This is a genomic window from Longimicrobium sp. (genome assembly GCA_036389135.1).
GTDB lineage: Bacteria > Gemmatimonadota > Gemmatimonadetes > Longimicrobiales > Longimicrobiaceae > Longimicrobium.
In genome coordinates this window covers 40,550-57,980 of sequence record DASVQP010000077.1, presented here as the reverse complement: position 1 = coordinate 57,980, position 17,431 = coordinate 40,550, and the positions used below count along the sequence as shown (strand labels likewise).

The following is a 17,431-nucleotide window of genomic DNA, read 5'->3' as shown; positions in this document are numbered from 1 at the left end:
CCGATCTGCCATCCGGCGAAAAGCGGCTTTCCGGATGTCACGCGGCACTCCAATTTGCGGCAGCCGCACGACCATTCCTTCATCCGTCACGATCATGAAACGTCCAATCCGTATCGCGCTGGCGAGCCTCCTCGCCCTCCCGTTCGCCTCGCCGATTCACGCGCAGCGGCCGAGCCCGGAGCGCTTCGCCGCGAGCATCGACTCCTTCGTCCAGGCGGAGGTGCTCGCCCGCGGCATCACGGGCGTCTCGCTCGTAGTCGCGCGCGGCGACGAGCCCCCCATCGAGCGCTCGTGGGGATTGGCGGACACCGCCACCCAGCGGCGCGCCGACAACTCGACCGCGTACCGCATCGGAGCGATCAGCAAGCAGTTCACCGCCGCGCTGCTGCTCAAGCAGGTGGACCGTGGAAGGCTGTCGCTGAACGACACCATCGGCCACTACCTGGCGGGCCTCAAGCCGGTGTGGAACCGCATCACCATCGAGCAGATCCTCAACCACACCGGCGCCCTGCCGCGCGACTGGCGCGTGATGAGCCGCGCGGGCGACGACATGCCGCGCGACTCGCTGTTCGCGATGGCCGCGCGCGCCACTGCACCCAGGTGGCCGGCGGGGGCGGGGTTCGCCTATTCCGACACCGGTTACATGCTTCTCGCGGTGCTGGTGGAGAAGCTGTACGGCAAGTCGTACGGCGACGTCCTCCGCGACGAGATCGCGCGCCCGCTGGGACTGGCGACGCTCGGATGGTGCGGCGACCGGGAGGTGGCGGGGCGGGTGGCGAAGGCGTACCACCGCACGCCCGCCGGCACCCTCGTCGCGGCACCGTACATCCATCCTTCGCAGATGCTGGCGGGCGGCATCTGCTCCAGCGCCGGCGACATCGCCCGGTGGAACCGCGCGCTGCACGGCGGCAAGGTGCTCTCCGCCGCCTCGTACGCCGCGATGATCACGCCGCGCGGCGCGGCCGCGACGGCGGCCGTACCGTACGGGCTGGGGCTGTACGTCCGCCCCACGCCTGGCGGCGGCACGGTCATCGTGCACGACGGCACCTCGCCGGGCTACACGGGCGAGAACGTCTGGTATCCCGCGGAAGGGCTCTCCGTGACGATGTTCACCAACACCACGGGGCGCCTCAGCTCGGATATCAACCTCACCGAAGCCATCGGCCGCATCGCGCTCGGCCGCCCCCCCGTGCCCGTGGTCCACGACGCACCCCCCGCCCCGGCTGCGCCATGATCCGGTCTGATGAACTACGGGCTCGCATCCGCCGCCTCTTCGCGCGCGGGCCGCGGACGGGGCTCGGCGGCGTGCCGCTCGACGTGAAGCTCGGCTGCCGGATGCTCGTGAAGCATCCGGGGCTGACCATCGTGGGCGGGCTGGCGATGGCGTTCGCGGTGTGGGCGGGCGCCATCACCTTCGAGATGGTGACGCAGTTCGTCCACCCCACCCTGCCGCTGCGGGACGGCCATCGCATCGTGCAGGTGCGCGTCTGGGATGCGGAGGAGGGCGTCGTCGAGCCCCGCGCCCTTCGCGACTACGCCGTCTGGCGCGACGCGCTCACCACCGTAACCGACATCGGCGCCTTCCGCGACCATTCCCGCAACCTCGTGGCGCCCGGCGGCGACGCGCTTCCCGTGCAGGTCGCGGAGATCACCGCCACCGCGTTCCGCATCGACCCCAGCGCCCCGCTGCTGGGCCGCGTCCTGGGCCCGGCGGACGAACGCCCCGGCGCGCCGCCCGTGGTCGTGCTGGGCCACGACGTGTGGCGCACGCGCTTCGCGGGCGACGCGGGCGTGATCGGGCGCAGCGTGCGGCTGGGGGAAGCGTACGCCACGGTGGTCGGCGTGATGCCGGAGGGCTTCGGCTTCCCCGTGTCGCACGACGCCTGGATCCCGCTCCAGACCGACGTGCTGCACCAGCCGCCGCGCGACGGGCCGCCGGTCACCGTCTTCGGCCGGCTGGCACCGGGCGTCTCCTGGAAAGAAGCGCGGGTGCAGCTCTCGGTGCTCGGCGCCCGCATGGCGGCGCAGCACCCCGGCACGCACCGGCACCTGCGCCCCCAGGTGGTGCCGTACACCTCGTCGTACGCGGAGATGTCGCCCAGCAACCAGGCGTTCATGCTCTCGTTCAATCTCTTCGTGCTGATGCTGCTGGTGCTCGTCTGCGGCAACGTCGCGCTGCTGCTCTTCGCCCGCGCCGCCGCGCGCGAGACCGAGCTCGTGGTGCGCAGCGCTCTGGGCGCCACTCGCGGGCGGATCGTCGCGCAGCTCTTCGCGGAGGCGCTCATGCTGGGCGCCGTGGCCGCCGCGGTCGGCCTCACGGCAGCGTACATCGTGCTGCGGCGCTGGGGGATGGAGTTCCTGGAGGGGAACCTCGGGCGGCTCCCCTTCTGGTACGACGTGCGCCTGTCGCCCGCGGCCGTGCTGTACGCGTGCGGGCTCACGCTGCTGGGCGCCGCCATCGCGGGCGTGCTGCCGGCGCTCAAGATCACTCGCGGCCTCAGTGGACGCCTGCGCCAGGCGACGGCGGGCGGCGGCGGCGTGCGCTTCGGCGGCGTATGGACGGCCGTCATCATCACGCAGGTCGCCTTCACCGTCGCGTTCCCGGCCGTCACCTGGGTGGTGCAGCGCGAGCTGGCGCGCGTCCGCTCCTTCCCCGCCGGCTTTGCGGCCGAGCAGTACCTCGCCGCCCAGCTGGAGATGGACGCGCCGGACGCGGCCGCGAAGCCGGACGAAGCGAAGTTCACCGCCAGGCTCGAAGCCCTGCGCCAGCGCCTCGCCGCCGAGCCCGAAGTCGCCGGAGTCACCTTCGTCGACCGTCTTCCGCGCACCGGCCACGTCGAGCGCTTCGTCGAGCTGGACGAGCCGCCGCCCGCGCCGGGCCGCACGCCACCCGCGGTCGTTCCGCTGCGCGAGGTGAGCACCGCGCGGATCGATCCTTCGTACTTCGACGTGCTGCGAGCGCCCATCCTGGCCGGGCGCCGCTTCCACCCCGGCGACCTCGCCCCGGACTCGCGCGCCGTGATCGTGGACCGCGGCTTCGTGGACCAGGTGCTCCAGGGGCGCAGCGCGGTCGGCGTACGGGTGCGCTTCGCCCGCGAGCAGCGCGGCGGCCCGCTGGCAGACGACGCGCGCCCCTGGTACGAGATCGTCGGCGTGGTGGACGAGCTCGGCATGGGCGCGGCGACGCAGCAGGGCCGCGCCGCGGGCTTCTACCTGCCGGCGGCTCCGGGAAGCACGGGCCCGCTCTTCGTCATCCTCCACGCCCGCGGCGACCCGCTGTCGCTGGCCCCCCGCCTCCGCGAGATCGCGACGGCGGTGGACCCCGCGCTGCGCATCTCCGAGGTGCAGCGGGTGGATCAGGTCACGAGCGGGGTGCTGTGGTTCCTGGGGGTGTGGCTCAGAATCACGCTGGCGCTCACCGGCATCGCGCTGCTCCTGGCGCTGGCGGGCATCTACTCGGTGCTCTCCTTCACCGTCGCGCGGCGCACGCGCGAGATCGGCGTGCGCGTGGCGCTGGGCGCGAGCCCCCGCCGCGTAGTGGCCGCCATCTTCCGCCGCCCCCTGACGCAGGTGGGCCTCGGCGTCGCCGCGGGCGGAGCCGTCATCGCCGTCGCGGCCCTCGCCTCGTCCGGCGGCGGATTCACCGCCAGCCAGGTGGCGCTCCTGCTCTGCTACGCCGCGTTCATGCTGGGCGTGTGCCTGCTCGCCTGCGTCGTCCCCACCCGCCGCGCCCTGCGCGTCGAGCCGACGGAGGCGCTCAGGGCGGAGTAGGGTGTATGACCCGGTACGCGCTCGGCTTCCTTTGAGCTCCGGCCGAGGCGCAAGGCTCCGGGAGGACGAACCGAATTTGGCGAAGGCACTCACGAAGCGCCCCGGCTCGCACTGAGCGGGGGCGCTTCGGGCGCATCACAAGAGCCGGTTGCCTGCGCGCCTTTTGAGACTTTATTGCGGAACGTTGCTTGAGGATATACTTTCATCCGCGCCCCCACGACCCTTCGTCACGGTGGCAACCGCGGAGCTTTGATCACGAGGTGGCTGATGGTTTCACCGTTGACTCGGGAGTTCCGAGCGGAATGGCCGACAATCCGCAAGATGGGCTTCCGCAAGTTTGCAGTCGAATACGGGTGGCGCCGGTTCGCGCTGCCCGTCGGACTGGCGACTTGGGCAATCTGCTGGGTTGTAGTGCCGGTCCTGTATGTTCCTGCCTCGCCGCCTGACCTATTGTTCCTGGGTACACGCCGGTTCTGGCTCGCCACGCTCTCTTCCCTCGTTCTCTGGCCGATCGGCGGTTGGTTGTTCGCCAAAACGCAGTGGGTGAGATACGAGCGGCGTTACCGGAGTTCCATGCAGGAGGCACCTCCCGGCGACGCAAATGGTAGCGCGGTTCGGGAGCGATAGATTCTGTGCAGTGTAGGGTAAAAAGCGCCGGGCTCGCATCTGCGAGCCCGGCGTTGTAGCGCTTACCCGGTGCCTCGGGTTCGCTCCTTGCCACACGCGCGAAGCCCCTCCCCCGCGCGTGGCGGAGGAGGGGCTTCGGTGCCGGCGGCGCGCCTCAGGGACGCGGCGGTACGGCGGGCGGGGGCGCGGAGTGGAAAGGGGCGATGAGCGCCAGGTGCCCCTTGCACCCCCAGTCGCCGCAGCGGGCGGGGCGGTCCCGATCGACGCGCGGGCGCAGATGGTCCGCGGTGCGGCCGCAGGTGTCGCAAAGGTATTCGTACGCGGGCATGGTACTGCCTCCCCGGTAACGGGGTTGGGGAAACCGCCAGGTGGGACGGAAGTGGCTACGCGGCCGCTTCGTCCCGTGCGCCGCGGGCCTGGAGCGCCAGGTCCGACGCGAGCCGGAGGGCGCGCTCGTCGGTCAGCGGGAGGTACCACTGGAAGCGCATCACCGAGACGGCGTCACCGCCCAGGCGCATCCGGACGCCGAAGCGGCTCGCTTCCAGCGACGGCCCATCGGCGACGTCCCTGATGAACGGATTCGCGTTCAGGTGTGCGGCCACGCGGGCGCGCATCTGCTCCCAGGGCGGGATCCGGGCGAACTCGACTGATTGCACGGGAAAACATCCGCGAAGAAAGAAACACGTGGTGCGACTGACACAGTCTGTGTTACATCGTCGGTACGCACAAGTTGAACGAACGTTGTACATCCGACGCGGCTGCCGAGTTCCGTCCCGCCCATTCCGCCGGTCGAGAGGCGTCGCGAAACCGCCGGGCATGGGAGCCGTACCGGGTGGGGCGGATCGCCACGTCCATCGACCCAGGGGGCACCATGACCGACGACTTCACGCCGGAAACGCAGCCGAGCGGGGGGCTGGAGCCGCCGCACCGTCTTCCCCCCACCGCCGTTGGCGTGATGACGCCCGAGCCGGAGCCGGGCCCCTACTCGCACCACCATTCGCACGCCCGCATCCCGTCGCCGGCCGAGGTGCTGCGCCCCGTCTTCCACGCGGTCGCGGGCGCACTGCGCGGGGTCGCCAGGGTGCTGGAACGGCTCTGACCAATGGCGGCCGCATGGCTCACGCGGGGCATCGGTGACTCATGTGGCCGCGCGGGCTTACGGGCGGCGGTCCGCGTCGTTGCGCGCGCGGGTCGCGCGGATACGCTCCCGGAGAACGGAGTCGCGCGCCTGCTGGCCGTCCTGTTTGCTCAGCTCGAGGCGTTCCCACATGATCCGGTCGCCGGGCATGGTCAGCACGTCGCGGCGCGCCTCGATGGCCTCGGTGCGGAAGCCGGCGGCCGCGGAGTCGCCGCCCACCGTCACCCGGCGGCCGAACACGGTGACCTGCCGCCGCGCGAGCGACTGCCGCGCCGCCTCGGCCGCGCGCACGGAGTCGGCACGCACGGCGGCGGCGAAGTCCGGGGCCAGCCGCGCGTGGTCCGGGCGCTCCGGCGGCGGAAGCCTGCGCGTGTCCACGTAGAGGCGGGGATCGCGCACGCCGCTCCAGGGCCGGGATGATGCGGCTGCCGGCGCGGAAGGACCCGCCGGGCCCTGACTCGCGGCGGGCGCGGCGGCGCTGGTCTCCACGGCCGTCGTCCGTGCCGCCACCCGCGTTTCGGGCGTGATGCGTGGCGATCCCGGCGCCCGCCCCTGTCCCGCGACTCCGCCCAGCCCGGGCAGCGCGAGCGCGTCCGGTGCGGGGAAGTCGATCCACACCACCTCCTGCCGCGGCGCGGCCGGCCGCATCTTCGGGGCGTGCGCGGGGTGATGCCACCGCACGGCCGCAACGAAAAGGATCGCGTGGGCGACCGCCGATGCCGCGAGGGGGCTGGCGCGGGGGAGGCGCGAGGGCGGGCGGGACGAGAGGGAAGCGAAACTCATCCGGGGGATGCCCGCGCGCGAGGTGCAGGGAACGTGGGGGAAGGACAGCCGCGCTCGCGCTGCGCGAGGACGATGGAGCACGGATTGCGGAGCCGATCATCCCGCGCCTCATGCCACGCCGCCGGGGAGGCGGGGACGACCGGTCTACCGGGAAAGCGCCGCATTGGTTCCTTCCGCGCCGGCCGGGCGGCGCGCGCACGACGATCGACTCGCAATGGAGGATGACCCTCGTGGCCGAACCGGGCGCAGCAGGGGCTCAGCGGGCGGGCGGGTGGACGGGGGCGCTGCGCGAGTTCTCCATCATCGTGGCCGGCGTGCTCTGCGCACTGGGCGCGCAGGCGTGGTGGGACGGGCACCAGGAGCGCGGGCGCGAGCGCGACTACCTGCGGCAGCTCCTGGCCGACACGCGGGAGAACGAGGCGCGGCTGGACGCCGTCATCGCGTCCGACTCGACATCGGTGAGCGCGGCTGCGCGCCTGATCGACGCGCTCACCCGCAGCGACGCGCCGCCCTCAGCCGACAGCGTGATCGCCTGGATGTCCGGCGCGGCCTCGGCCGCGGACTTCCGGGTTGTCGCGGGGAACTACCGCGCCATCCTGGGCACGGGAGAGCTGCGGTTGGTGCGCAACGACACGCTGCGGGCGCTGCTGGCGGCGTACTCCTCGTCGCTCGATACGGAGGCGGACCGGCAGCGCCTCTTTCGCGAGACGATGACGGGGCTGGCGCTGCCGATGGCGCGGGGGCTTCCCTTCATGCGCCGCGCCCTTCTGGGCGATATCCGCATCGAGGAGGTAGACGTTCCGCGGATGCGGCGCGACCCGGAAGCGGCGGCGGTGCTCTTCGCCGTGCACGCCGCCTACATGAACCGCATCAGTGGGATGAAGACGCTCCGCCGCGACACTCGCCGCCTGCGCGGCGCCCTCGAAGCCGAGCCGTCGCTGCGACCCGAGCGGTAGCCGGGAACAGCCTCACACAGAGGGCACAGAGGGAACCGCAAGGAACAGAGAACCCCTTTCCGTTCATCTTGCGGTATCCTCCGTGTCTCTGTGTGAGGCTGCTGTTGGGGTTCTTCGCAGTACACTGTCACGCGCGGCAGCCGCTGCTTAGATTGCGCCCATTGCCAGCCCGCAAGAGCGCACCGGGAACGGGATGAAGGTCGCATACTTCACGGAAAGCCTTCTCCCCCACGTGGACGGGGTGTCGCGCACCCTGGCCCAGCTCTTCGCGACGCTGGAGAAGCGGGGAGTCGACTTCCGCATCTTCTCGCCCTTCAAGCCCGGGCCGGAGATCTCGTGGAGCACCCGCGTCCACGAGATCCCCTACATCCGCTTTCCGCTGTACAAGGACTACCGGCTGGCCTCCCCCATCGGCCACCGCGCCTCCGCCCGGCTCGACGAGTACCAGCCGGACCTGATCCACGTGGTCAGCCCCACCCCCATCAACGTGCGCGCGGAGAAGTACGGCCGGCGCCGCGGGGTGCCGGTGGTGTCGTCGTTCCACACGCACTTCGTCTCGTACTTCCGCTTCTACGGCTTTGGCGGGCTCGAGGAGGTGGGGTGGAAGATGATGCGCCGCTTCTACGGGAGGTGCGAAGTGGTGTACGCCCCGTCGCACAGCATCATCCGCGAGCTGGCGGGCCACGGCATCCGCAACACGGAGCTGTGGTCGCGCGGCATCGACCTGCACCGCTTCTCCCCCGCCTTCCGCGACCCGGACCTGCGCCGCATGGCCGGCGCGGAGAGCGACGACACCCCCGTCCTCCTGCTGGTGAGCCGCCTTGTGCGCGAAAAGGATCTGGCGGACCTGGTGGCGATGGAGCGCATCCTCCGCCAGCGCGGGAGCCGCCACCGCCTGGTGCTGGTGGGCGAGGGGCCGATGCGCGAGCAGCTCCAGGCCGACCTTCCCGACGCCCTCTTCCCCGGCCACCAGAGCGGCGAGGCGCTGGCCCGCTGGTACGCGTCGGGCGACGTCTTCGTCTTCCCCTCCACGACCGAGACGTTCGGCAACGTGGTGCTGGAGGCGCAGGCCAGCGGCCTCCCCACCGTCGTCGTGGACCGTGGCGGCCCGCCGGACCAGGTGGAGCCCGGCCAGACCGGCTTCATCGCCCGCGCCAACGACCCGGCCGACCTCGCGGACCACGTCGAGAGACTGCTGAACGACCCCGCCGAGCGGCGCAGGATGGGCGCCGCGGCGCGGGTGGCGGCAAGCGATCGCGACTGGTCGGCCATCAACGGACGGCTGATCGACAGCTACGCGCAGGTGATCGCGCGGGGGCCGGAGCGGTGAGCACCGCCGGGGAGGAAGCCGGGGAGAGCCGCCTGTCGCGGGGCCTCAACCGGGTCTTCCGCACCTCGATGATCCTGGTGCCCTTTGGGGTGCTGTTCAACCTGTGGATCTCGTGGGCGGCCACGGACCGCAGCGTCTTCCGCCGCTTCGGCGAGCTGGACCGGCGCTACCTGTACCTGGGGATCGTGCTGGCGCTCCTCCCCTGGATCACCAACACGATCCGCATCCTGGTGTGGGCGCGCTTCATCGGCCACCCGCTCACCTTCCGCGACTGCTTCCGCATCACGCTGGGCGCCGAGCTCGCCTCCTCCGTCTTCCCCACCTCCTCCGGCGGCGAGGTGTTCCGCTGGGGGATGATGGTGCAGAAGGGGGTTACCAAGGGAGAGGCCGCCTCCATCGTCACCCTGGGCTACCTGGAAGACCTCTGCTTCTTCGCCACCGCGCTCCCGGCCGCCTTCATCGTCTCGCGCGCGTGGGAGCTCCCCGTGCTGCGCCGCATGGGACGCGAGATGCGGGGCGAGGCATCCGGAGTGCTCCCCGTCGTCGTACTGACGATTGTGGCGGTGGTGGCGCTCTGGCAGGGGGCGCTGCGCGGCTTCCTGGGGCGCCGGGTGCGCTGGTGGAGCCTGCGCCGCGCCGTCCGCACCCGCCAGCGGTCGCGCAAGACGCGGCAGGACTTCCGCAGCGTCTTCGCCATGGTGCGCGAGCGGGGGAAGTGGCGCTTCGCGCTGACCTTCGGGGTGACGGCGGTGCAGTGGTCCGCGCGCTACTCGGTGGCGACGGCGGTGGCGTACTTCCTGGGGGCGGAGGTGGACCCGGTCCTCTTCTTCCTCCTGCAGTGGGTGATCTTCACGGCGATGCTCTTCGTCCCCACGCCGGGGGCGGCGGGCGGGGCGGAGGCGGCGTTCTACCTGGTGTACTCGGCGCTGCTGCCGGCAAGCATCGTGGGGATCGCCACGGGGGGGTGGCGCCTCCTGACCTTCTACCTGCAGCTCTCGCTGGGCGCCATCCTGTTCATGATGATGAACGTGGCCGACGCCCGCGCCCGGGCCCGCGCCGGGGCCCCCCTGCCGCGGGGTTGACGGGGATGTTAAATTCGGCTCGTGCAAACACTTGCAGTTTTCGTTCAGCGGTGAACCGACCTCGACAAACGCGGGGTTTTCCCTTATATTGAAGTCATGAAAACCGCCATCGACCTCACCAGTGCCGCCGCGCAGTTCGGCGCGGCCCAGGACGACTCCCGGAGTCGGGGTGTGCGCCCTTCCATGCGTCTTCCACACGGCGATGCTCCGCTGCGGGAGATGACTGACGAGGACCTTTTCCAGCGCTACACGCAGGGCGAGGAGGAAGGTTTCCGCCTCCTCATGGAGCGCTACCAGCCGCGAATCCAGGGCTTCCTCCGCAAGCGTCTCAACGACGAGGAGCGGGTGGAGGACCTTACGCAGGACACTTTCCTTCGCATTCACCGCGCGCGGGAGAGCTACGATCCCAGCCGGAAGTTCTCGACGTGGATCCACACGATCGCGAACAACCTGCTGAAGAACGAGTTCCGCAACCGCTCGCGCCGCCGGGAGACGACGTTCTCGGAGATGCGCCCGGAGACTACGGCCTCGGGTGCGCCGGCCCGGCCGGTGGAGTTCGCGGCCACGGGGCACAACCCGGAGCGCGAGGCGTACCGCCGCGAGCTGCGCGAGGCCATCGACACGGCCATCGGCCGCATGGACGAGCATCACCGCATCCCCTTTGTGATGCGCGAGGTGGAGGACCGCACCTACGAGGAGATCGCCGAGGAGATCGGCATCCCCGTCGGCACGGTCAAGAGCCGCCTCAACCGCGCCCGCAACTCGTTCCGCCTGCTGCTGCCCGTGCCGGTGTGAGGGTGTAGCGGCGGATGGATGGATGGATCGGCCCGCTTCCCGGGATGGGGGGCGGGCTGGTTTGTGTGCGGGGGGGCGGGGGCCAGCGGCCGCGCGTCGCCGGAACCCCGAAAACCGGGGGCTAAAGCCCCCGGCTGGAACTACGGGAAGACCGCTAAAGCGGTCTCGCAAGCCGCCGGGTCAGGGTGGGGGGCGGGTTGGTGAGCTCGAAGGCAGGGCTCAGAGTTCCGTCCCGGTGGTGGCGTTCCTGGTCGACGACGTAGGCGCGGACACGGGGGACGATGGAGCGCGAGATGCTGAACGCACCGTAGCCGTCCTGCCATTTGAAGGAGCGCGCGCCGGCCACCTGGTTCACCAGGTGCGACGAGGCACCTTTCATCTGACGGGCGAGATCCGCGACGGATACGGTTGGCGGGGTGCGGAGGAGCACGTGCGCGTGGTCCTCGATCCCACCAATGGCGATGATGTCCGCCTTGAGCTTCCTGCACTGGTCGGCGATCGCACCGTAGATCCGCGGCTGCAGCTCCGGGGTGATGATTGGATGCCGCCGGTGCGTGGCCCAGACGATGTGCAGGTACAACTCCGTATGCGCGCTCGGCATGTCCCCTCGTGTGTTTGGATGTGATCCGCCCCCCGCCGCCCACGAGACCGCTTCAGCGGTCTTCCCGTTGTTCCAGCCGGGGGCTTCAGCCCCCGGTGCCCCGGCCCCCGGCCCCCGGTGCTCGGCGCGGGCGATCGAATGCCCCACACCCAAATACCCCGCCTCCCCCCGCCCCGCCCCCCATCGCCCGATAGCGGCCACCCGGCCCTGGCCCCTGCGCGCCGCGCGGCCCCATACTTGTGGAGGCGCACGGCTGCACGCGGCGACACGGCCTACATCGAGCCTGGTGGGGGAGAGACACAATGGCGACACGCATCCTGCGCGTTCCGCACGTGGTGATCGTGGGGGGCGGCTTCGGAGGGCTGTGGGCGGCGCGCGCGCTGCGCCGGGCACCCGTCACCGTGACGGTGGTGGACCGGCGCAACCATCACATCTTTCAGCCGCTCCTCTACCAGGTCGCCACCGCCACCCTGTCCCCCGCGGACATCGCCTCCCCCATCCGCCAGGTGCTGCGCCGGCAGAGGTCCACCGAGGTGCTGATGGCGGAGGTGGAGGACTTCGACCTTGGCCGCAGGCAGGTGGTGTTCACGGACGGCGAGCGGCTGGACTACGACTACCTGATCCTCGCCACCGGCGCCACGCACGCCTACTTCGGCCACCCGGAGTGGGAGCCGCTCGCCCCCGGCCTCAAGACGCTCGAGGACGCCACCGAGATCCGCCGCCGCTACCTCCTCGCCTTCGAGGCCGCCGAGCGCGAGGAAGACCCCGAGGAGCAGCGCGCCCTCCTCACCTTCGTCGTCATCGGCGGCGGGGCGACGGGGGTGGAGATGGCGGGCGCGATGGCGGACACCGCGCGGCACTCCATCGCCCGCGACTTCCGGCGCATCGATCCGTCGCAGGCGCGCATCGTACTGCTGGAGGGCGGGCCACGGCTGCTGGCGGCGTACCCCGAGGAGCTCTCCGCCTACGCCCGCGAGGCGCTCCAGCTTCGCGGCGTGGAGGTGAGGACGGAGAGCATCGTCACCGACGTGCAGCCGGAGCTCGTCCGCATCGGCGACGAGACGATCCGCACCCGCAACGTCATCTGGGGGGCGGGCGTCACCGCCTCGCCGCTGGGGAAGCGGCTGGGCGTGCCCACCGATCGCGTAGGGCGCGTGGAGATCCTCCCGGATCTGTCGATCCCCGGCCACCCTGAGGTGTTCGTCATCGGCGACCTGGCGAGCCTCGACGGGAGCGACGGCAAGCCCCTCCCAGGCGTGGCCCAGGTGGCGATGCAGATGGGGAGGCACGCCGCGTCCAACATCGTGGCGAGCATCGAAGGGGGCGTGCGGCGCCCCTTTCGATACAAGGACAAGGGGAGCATGGCGGTGGTGGGGCGCAACGCGGCCGTCCTGCACGCGGGACGCGTGAAGCTCACCGGGATGCTGGCATGGCTGGGATGGCTCCTGGTCCACATCCTCTTCCTGATCGGCTTCCGCAACCGCTTCTCCGTCTTCTCGCAGTGGGCGTGGTCGTACCTCACCTGGCAGCGCGCGGCGAGGCTGATCACGGGCGCGGTGGGATCGGAGCTGGCGCCGCATGGAAAGCCGCTCGGCACGCCGGACACCCCGCAGAGCCAGTCCGGCCGCGACGCCGATGCCGCCGCTCGCCAGGGCCAGACCGCCCCCTCCGACACCGAGGCGACCGGTTGGATGAGCGGCGACCGCCACCAGGCCGGTTCCGCGCGGTGACGGCACGCCTGGAGGCATGGCTCGCCGCGTCCGGGGCGCGTATGGAGACGGTCGGCTACGAGCGCGCGGGTGGACAGGCGCGCGGGTTCCGGCTGGTGCCCGCGGGCGGCGCTCGGGGGCGCGTCCTGCTGGCGCACGGGGCGGGGAACGATGCGCTCTATCCCCTCCACGCCCTCTGCAAGCCGCTGCTGCGGGCGGGGCTGGAGGTGTTCGCCTTCGACCTGGACGGGCACGGACGCGACAGCACCACCGTGTTCGACCCGGCACGGATCGAGGACGCGCTCGCCGATGCGGTGGAGCGCGCGGAGGCCGGCGGGCCGCCCCTTCCGCTCCACCTGCTGGGCCACAGCCTCGGCGGGTCGCTCGTGCTGCACGCGCTTTCGCGGCCAGGATGGGAGCGGGTCGTATCGGCGGCGGTCATCTCGGCGCCCGTCCGCCTGCGGATCGGGTGGACGGTGCTGGGGGAGCTGCGCGGATTCTTTGGGCGCGCGGCGCTGGCGCAGCGCGAGCACTACGGGGTGTGGGGCGTGGTCCCCGCGGTGGGTCCGCTGAAGCGGCGCGCGTTCCCATTTCGCGGTACCGCGGGCGGGTTCGGGTACGTCGCGGGGGTGCAGGCGCTGCTCGAAGGTCTGCGGCTTGGTGAGGCGGCGGAGCGGATCCGCACTCCCGTCCTCCTCGTGTACAGCCGGGCCGACGGCATCGTGCCGGCGGAGCAGGGCGAGCTGCTGGCGAGCCGCATCCCCGGCGCGCGGCTGGAGATGCTGGAGCGGGCGCCGCACTGGTGCGTGCCCTTCGAGCCGCGGACGGTGGCGAGGGTGGCCGAGTGGCTGGAGGCGGCGTGAAGATCGACGTTCACACTCACCTGGCCGGGGTGGGCTCCGGCGGAAGCGGGTGCTGGGTATCGCCGAAGTTCAGGCGCAGCTTCATGTTTCGCGCGCTGGGGCGAATCCACGGGATGCGCCCCGACTCGCCCACCGGCGACGCGGAGTGGGCCGCGCGCCTCGCCGCCCACGTCCGCGGCAGCGAGATGGACCGCGCCGTCGCCCTGGGATTCGACGCCGTGTGCGACGCGAGTGGGGAGCCAGACCTGGCGCGCTCGCAGATGGTGATCCCGGCCGGATGGGTCTTTCGCGTCTGCCGCGAGCACCCGGAGCTCCTCCCCGGCCCGTCCGTCAACCCCGCGCGTCGCGACGCGCTGGACCGGCTGGAGGAGTGCATCGAGAACGGTGCCGTCCTCCTCAAGTGGCTCCCCGCCACGCAGGGGATCGACCCCGCCGACCCGGCGCACCGCCCCTTCTACCGCCGCATGGCCGACGCGGGGCTTCCCCTCCTCGTCCACTCGGGCGGCAGCGAGAACACCTTTGCCGAGGTCGATCCGGGGCTCAAGGACCTGGCGAAGATCCGCCTTCCGCTGTGCGAGGGCGTGCCCGTGATCGTGGCGCACCTGGCCGCGCCCGTGCCCTTTCGCCGGGACCCGGACCAGACGCCGCTGCTGCGCGCGCTGATGGCCGAGTTCCCGCACCTGTGGACGGACAACTCGGGGATGAACAACCCCGCGCGCTCCGCCACCCTCGGCCGCCTCGCTGCCGACCCGGAGCTGGCCGCGCGCACCCTGCACGGCAGCGACTTCCCGGTGCCCAGCAGCCCCGTCTGGCACATCCGCCGCCTGGGTGCGCGCCGAGTGGCCGAGCTGCGGCGCATCCGCAATCCGCTGCAGCGCGAAGTCGCCATCAAGCGCGCACTCGGCACGCCGGACGAGGTGCTGGCGCGGGCCGCGGCGGTGCTCCCGAACATCGGCGGCTCGCGGAGATCCTGAACACGGTCTCACGCGGAGGCGCAGAGACGCGGAGAAGAGGCGCGGAGGTTCTCCAGTTTCTCCGCGCGTGCGGTTTGCGGGCGGGCAACGGAGGGATGTATCCTTTAGACACGAACTGCACCCGAGCGATCTCCCCAGGCGACGATCATGGAAGGCAAACGGCTCATCCACCGGTTGAAGCTCACGGACTTCCTCTCCTACGGAAGCGCCGGGGTGGAGATCGACCTCCAGCCGCTCAACGTCCTGATAGGCCCCAACGCTTCTGGGAAGTCCAACCTAATCGAGGCGCTTGGGGTTCTGCGTGCGGCGCCAACCGATCTTGCAGCGTACTTTCGGGAAGGCGGCGGTGTCAGCGAGTACATCCGCAGGGGCGCCGGCAAGTCTGGCGGCGCTACTATCATGGCATGGGTGGACTATTCGAACTATTTGGCTCACCAGGACGTCCGGTACAGTCTCGAGTTTGAGCAGGTTAACTACCGGCTCGACATAACTTCCGAAGCGATCAGCGCCCCAGTTCATCGGCCGGGCTTTCCAATCACGTATAAGCCCGTTTTCAAATCAGATCGGGATGGAGCCATAATCAGAAGTTATGACGCGGAGGGCGAGGCGCCCAAAACGATCCATTTACAACAACAGGGTCTAAAGTCGAACCAATCCATCCTGTCGCAGCGTAAAGATCCAGTTGCATACCCAGAACTGACGCATCTCGCGTCGTCGTTTGAGGGAATCACGCTCTTCCAAGAGTGGAGCTTCGGGAGGCGCAATTCTGCGCGGCTCCCGCAGGGTGCGGATCTACCGACGGATTTTTTGCTCCCGGACACGAAGAACCTCGTCCTGGTGCTTCATGACCTCGCGCAACGGCCGGACACGCGTGACAAGGTGGAGAAGTATCTCCGCCGGCTCTTTGAAGGAGCGGAACGTATCATCACGAAGATCCAAGGCGGAACCGTCCAGCTCTACGTGGAGGAGGAGGGTGGCGAGCAAATTCCAGCTCCGCGGCTCTCCGACGGTACCCTCCGGTATCTGAGTCTGCTCGCCATCCTCTGCCATCCGTCGCCCCCGCCCCTTATCTGCATCGAGGAGCCGGAACTGGGACTACACCCGGACGTGATTCCCATCGTCTCGGAGTTGCTCAAGGACGCATCACAGCGCACGCAACTCGTGGTTACGACGCACTCCGACACTCTGGTTTCCGCGCTTTCGGATCAGCCCGAGAGCGTAATCGTCTGTGAAGCCGGCATCGACGGCACCTCGCTCCGCCGCTTGGACCGCGATGGACTCGCGACGTGGCTGGAGAAGTACTCACTCGGCGAGGTCTGGCGTGCCGGAGAGATCGGGGGGAATCGCTGGTGAAGGAGATCCGCATTTACGTCGAGGGAGGTGGCGACCGAGACAGCAAAGCAGCCATCCGCGCGGCCTTCAGCCAGTTTCTGGATGGATATCGTCTGCGCGCCCGGTCGCGGAAGCTACGCTGGGACGTGATTGCATGTGGTTCTCGGGAAAGCGCTTACGAGAAGTTCTGCGATGCGGAGGACCGACATCCTGACGCGTTCAATTTGCTTCTGGTGGACTCCGAAGAACCCGTTCAGGGGACTGCTCGCCAACATCTCAGCCGTGTGAACGGGTGGAAGTTGAACACGGTATCTGACGAGCAGGTGCATCTGATGGTAGAAGCAATGGAATCGTGGTTCCTGACGGCACCCGACAAGCTTGCTGCCTACTATGGGCAGGGGTTCGCGGAAGGCATGTTGCCTGCGAACCCGAACGTTGAGTCGATTCCCAAAGCGGACGTCCTGAAAGGGCTGGACCAGGCTACACGCGGGACGAAGAAGGGACGATACCAGAAAGGAAGCCATGCGCCGGAGATCTTGAAGCTTTTGGAGCCGGCTGAAGTAAGCGCACCGCACTGCAAGCAGCTCCTGGCAGCGCTTGATCGCCGCCTATCTGCTCCGTGACGCCCCGCCGCACCCGCGCTCCCATGAACCTCCGCTGCGCATCACTAGTTGCCATGCTGGCGCTCGCAGTGGCGGGAGAGGCGCGGGCGCAGCTGCGGCCGCTCGATCCGACGGAGTGGAGGGCGTTCGTGGAGGCGCCGGAGGTGTGGGTGGAGGTGGGGGGCGGGGCGTTCAGGGGGCAGCGCGCGTCGCTGGCCGGGACGGAGGGGTCGCTGGTGGAGGCCGGGAACTTCCGGGCGGTGTGGCGGACCGGGCGAGTGGTGCTGGAGGCGGCCGGGACCGTGCGGCGCTTCTTCGAGGACGAGGAGCGCTTCGCCGAGGCAGACCCGGCGGTCACCGAGGCGGGGCCCGGGCGTCAGGACTCCGGCGACTACCGCGTCTCCACGCTGCTGCGGCTCACGCCTGAGAACTCGCGCGTGCTGGCGATCCTGCGCTTCGGCACGCGCATTCCCACGACGGACAACCGCGTGGGGCTGGACCGCGACGCCACCGATTTCTTTGCGCTGCTGGGGGCGCGGGTCGCGCGCGCCGGAGCGTCGCTGGCGGCGGAGACGGGCGTGACCATCAACACCACTCGGCGGCCCGACTTCGAGCAGGACGACCTTATCCTCTACATCGTGCGCGCGGAGTACGACCGCCTCCCCGTCGTCCCCTCGCTGACGATCACGGGGCAGCAGGTGGGGAGCGGCCACCGCGAGATCCGCGGCAACGAGTCGCTGGGCGAGGCGCGGCTGGGGGTGCGCTTTGGAAGGCGCCGGTGGATCAGGGTGGAAGGCGTGGCCGGCCTCACCCGCTTCTCGCCCGACGCCGGGGTGCTGCTGAGCGCCGGAATCGCCCCTTGATGGAG

General features: G+C 70.4%; 17 protein-coding genes. 13 read left to right on the top strand and 4 right to left on the bottom strand.

All coding sequences use genetic code 11. The features are described from left to right. The first annotated feature begins 94 nt into the window (after positions 1-94). On the top strand, positions 95-1,234 hold the full coding sequence (locus VF584_18635) for a serine hydrolase domain-containing protein (protein HEX8212201.1): 1,140 nt from the start codon (positions 95-97) through the stop codon (positions 1,232-1,234). Beyond that, entirely contained in the window at positions 1,231-3,771 is a 2,541-nt protein-coding gene (locus VF584_18630; protein ID HEX8212200.1) for an ABC transporter permease, read from the top strand. Before VF584_18635 ends, VF584_18630 begins: the two co-directional genes overlap by 4 nt. A gap of 781 nt (positions 3,772-4,552) precedes the next feature. Here the strand turns inward: VF584_18630 and VF584_18625 are convergent. Both VF584_18625 and VF584_18620 read right to left on the bottom strand, forming a co-directional pair. Next, positions 4,553-4,726: an FmdB family zinc ribbon protein gene (locus VF584_18625; GenBank protein HEX8212199.1), complete on the bottom strand. Its 174-nt coding sequence runs from the start codon at positions 4,724-4,726 to the stop codon at positions 4,553-4,555. 55 nt (positions 4,727-4,781) lie between these two features. Continuing rightward, complete coding sequence (locus VF584_18620) at positions 4,782-5,054, bottom strand: hypothetical protein (protein HEX8212198.1); 273 nt, start codon at positions 5,052-5,054, stop codon at positions 4,782-4,784. Between the two features lie 215 nt (positions 5,055-5,269). On the opposite strand from VF584_18620, the gene VF584_18615 reads away from it, so the two are divergent. Next, positions 5,270-5,497, top strand: a complete 228-nt coding sequence (locus VF584_18615) for a hypothetical protein (GenBank protein HEX8212197.1) — start codon at positions 5,270-5,272, stop codon at positions 5,495-5,497. Between the two features lie 57 nt (positions 5,498-5,554). On the opposite strand, the gene VF584_18610 is transcribed toward VF584_18615, so the two are convergent. Continuing rightward, positions 5,555-6,319, bottom strand: coding sequence for a hypothetical protein (locus VF584_18610; GenBank protein HEX8212196.1), 765 nt, complete (start codon positions 6,317-6,319; stop codon positions 5,555-5,557). Between the two features lie 230 nt (positions 6,320-6,549). On the opposite strand from VF584_18610, the gene VF584_18605 reads away from it, so the two are divergent. The 4 genes from VF584_18605 (at position 6,550) to VF584_18590 (ending at position 10,482) form a co-directional block, all read left to right on the top strand. Then, entirely contained in the window at positions 6,550-7,275 is a 726-nt protein-coding gene (locus VF584_18605) for a hypothetical protein (protein HEX8212195.1), read from the top strand. Positions 7,276-7,468: 193 nt separating this feature from the next. Beyond that, complete coding sequence (locus VF584_18600) at positions 7,469-8,605, top strand: glycosyltransferase family 1 protein (GenBank protein HEX8212194.1); 1,137 nt, start codon at positions 7,469-7,471, stop codon at positions 8,603-8,605. Further along, a complete protein-coding gene (locus VF584_18595) occupies positions 8,602-9,687 on the top strand; it encodes a lysylphosphatidylglycerol synthase transmembrane domain-containing protein (protein HEX8212193.1) in 1,086 nt (361 codons plus the stop codon). The genes VF584_18600 and VF584_18595 overlap by 4 nt, the downstream gene beginning before the upstream one ends. 96 nt (positions 9,688-9,783) lie before the next feature. Then, a complete protein-coding gene (locus tag VF584_18590; protein HEX8212192.1) occupies positions 9,784-10,482 on the top strand; it encodes a sigma-70 family RNA polymerase sigma factor in 699 nt (232 codons plus the stop codon). Between the two features lie 154 nt (positions 10,483-10,636). Here the strand turns inward: VF584_18590 and tnpA are convergent, their stop codons facing one another. Then, complete coding sequence (gene tnpA, locus VF584_18585) at positions 10,637-11,083, bottom strand: IS200/IS605 family transposase (protein ID HEX8212191.1); 447 nt, start codon at positions 11,081-11,083, stop codon at positions 10,637-10,639. 302 nt (positions 11,084-11,385) lie between these two features. On the opposite strand from tnpA, the gene VF584_18580 reads away from it, so the two are divergent. The 6 genes from VF584_18580 to VF584_18555 all read left to right on the top strand — a co-directional run bounded on the left by VF584_18580 (position 11,386) and on the right by VF584_18555 (position 17,426). Further along, entirely contained in the window at positions 11,386-12,813 is a 1,428-nt protein-coding gene (locus VF584_18580; protein ID HEX8212190.1) for an NAD(P)/FAD-dependent oxidoreductase, read from the top strand. Continuing rightward, positions 12,810-13,655, top strand: coding sequence for an alpha/beta fold hydrolase (locus VF584_18575; GenBank protein HEX8212189.1), 846 nt, complete (start codon positions 12,810-12,812; stop codon positions 13,653-13,655). Before VF584_18580 ends, VF584_18575 begins: the two co-directional genes overlap by 4 nt. Further along, entirely contained in the window at positions 13,652-14,629 is a 978-nt protein-coding gene (locus VF584_18570; GenBank protein HEX8212188.1) for an amidohydrolase family protein, read from the top strand. Before VF584_18575 ends, VF584_18570 begins: the two co-directional genes overlap by 4 nt. 147 nt (positions 14,630-14,776) lie before the next feature. Continuing rightward, on the top strand, positions 14,777-15,982 hold the full coding sequence (locus tag VF584_18565) for an AAA family ATPase (protein ID HEX8212187.1): 1,206 nt from the start codon (positions 14,777-14,779) through the stop codon (positions 15,980-15,982). Continuing rightward, positions 15,979-16,584, top strand: coding sequence for a DUF4276 family protein (locus tag VF584_18560; protein ID HEX8212186.1), 606 nt, complete (start codon positions 15,979-15,981; stop codon positions 16,582-16,584). The genes VF584_18565 and VF584_18560 overlap by 4 nt, the downstream gene beginning before the upstream one ends. A gap of 53 nt (positions 16,585-16,637) precedes the next feature. Continuing rightward, complete coding sequence (locus tag VF584_18555; protein HEX8212185.1) at positions 16,638-17,426, top strand: hypothetical protein; 789 nt, start codon at positions 16,638-16,640, stop codon at positions 17,424-17,426. The last annotated feature ends 5 nt before the right edge of the window (positions 17,427-17,431 follow it).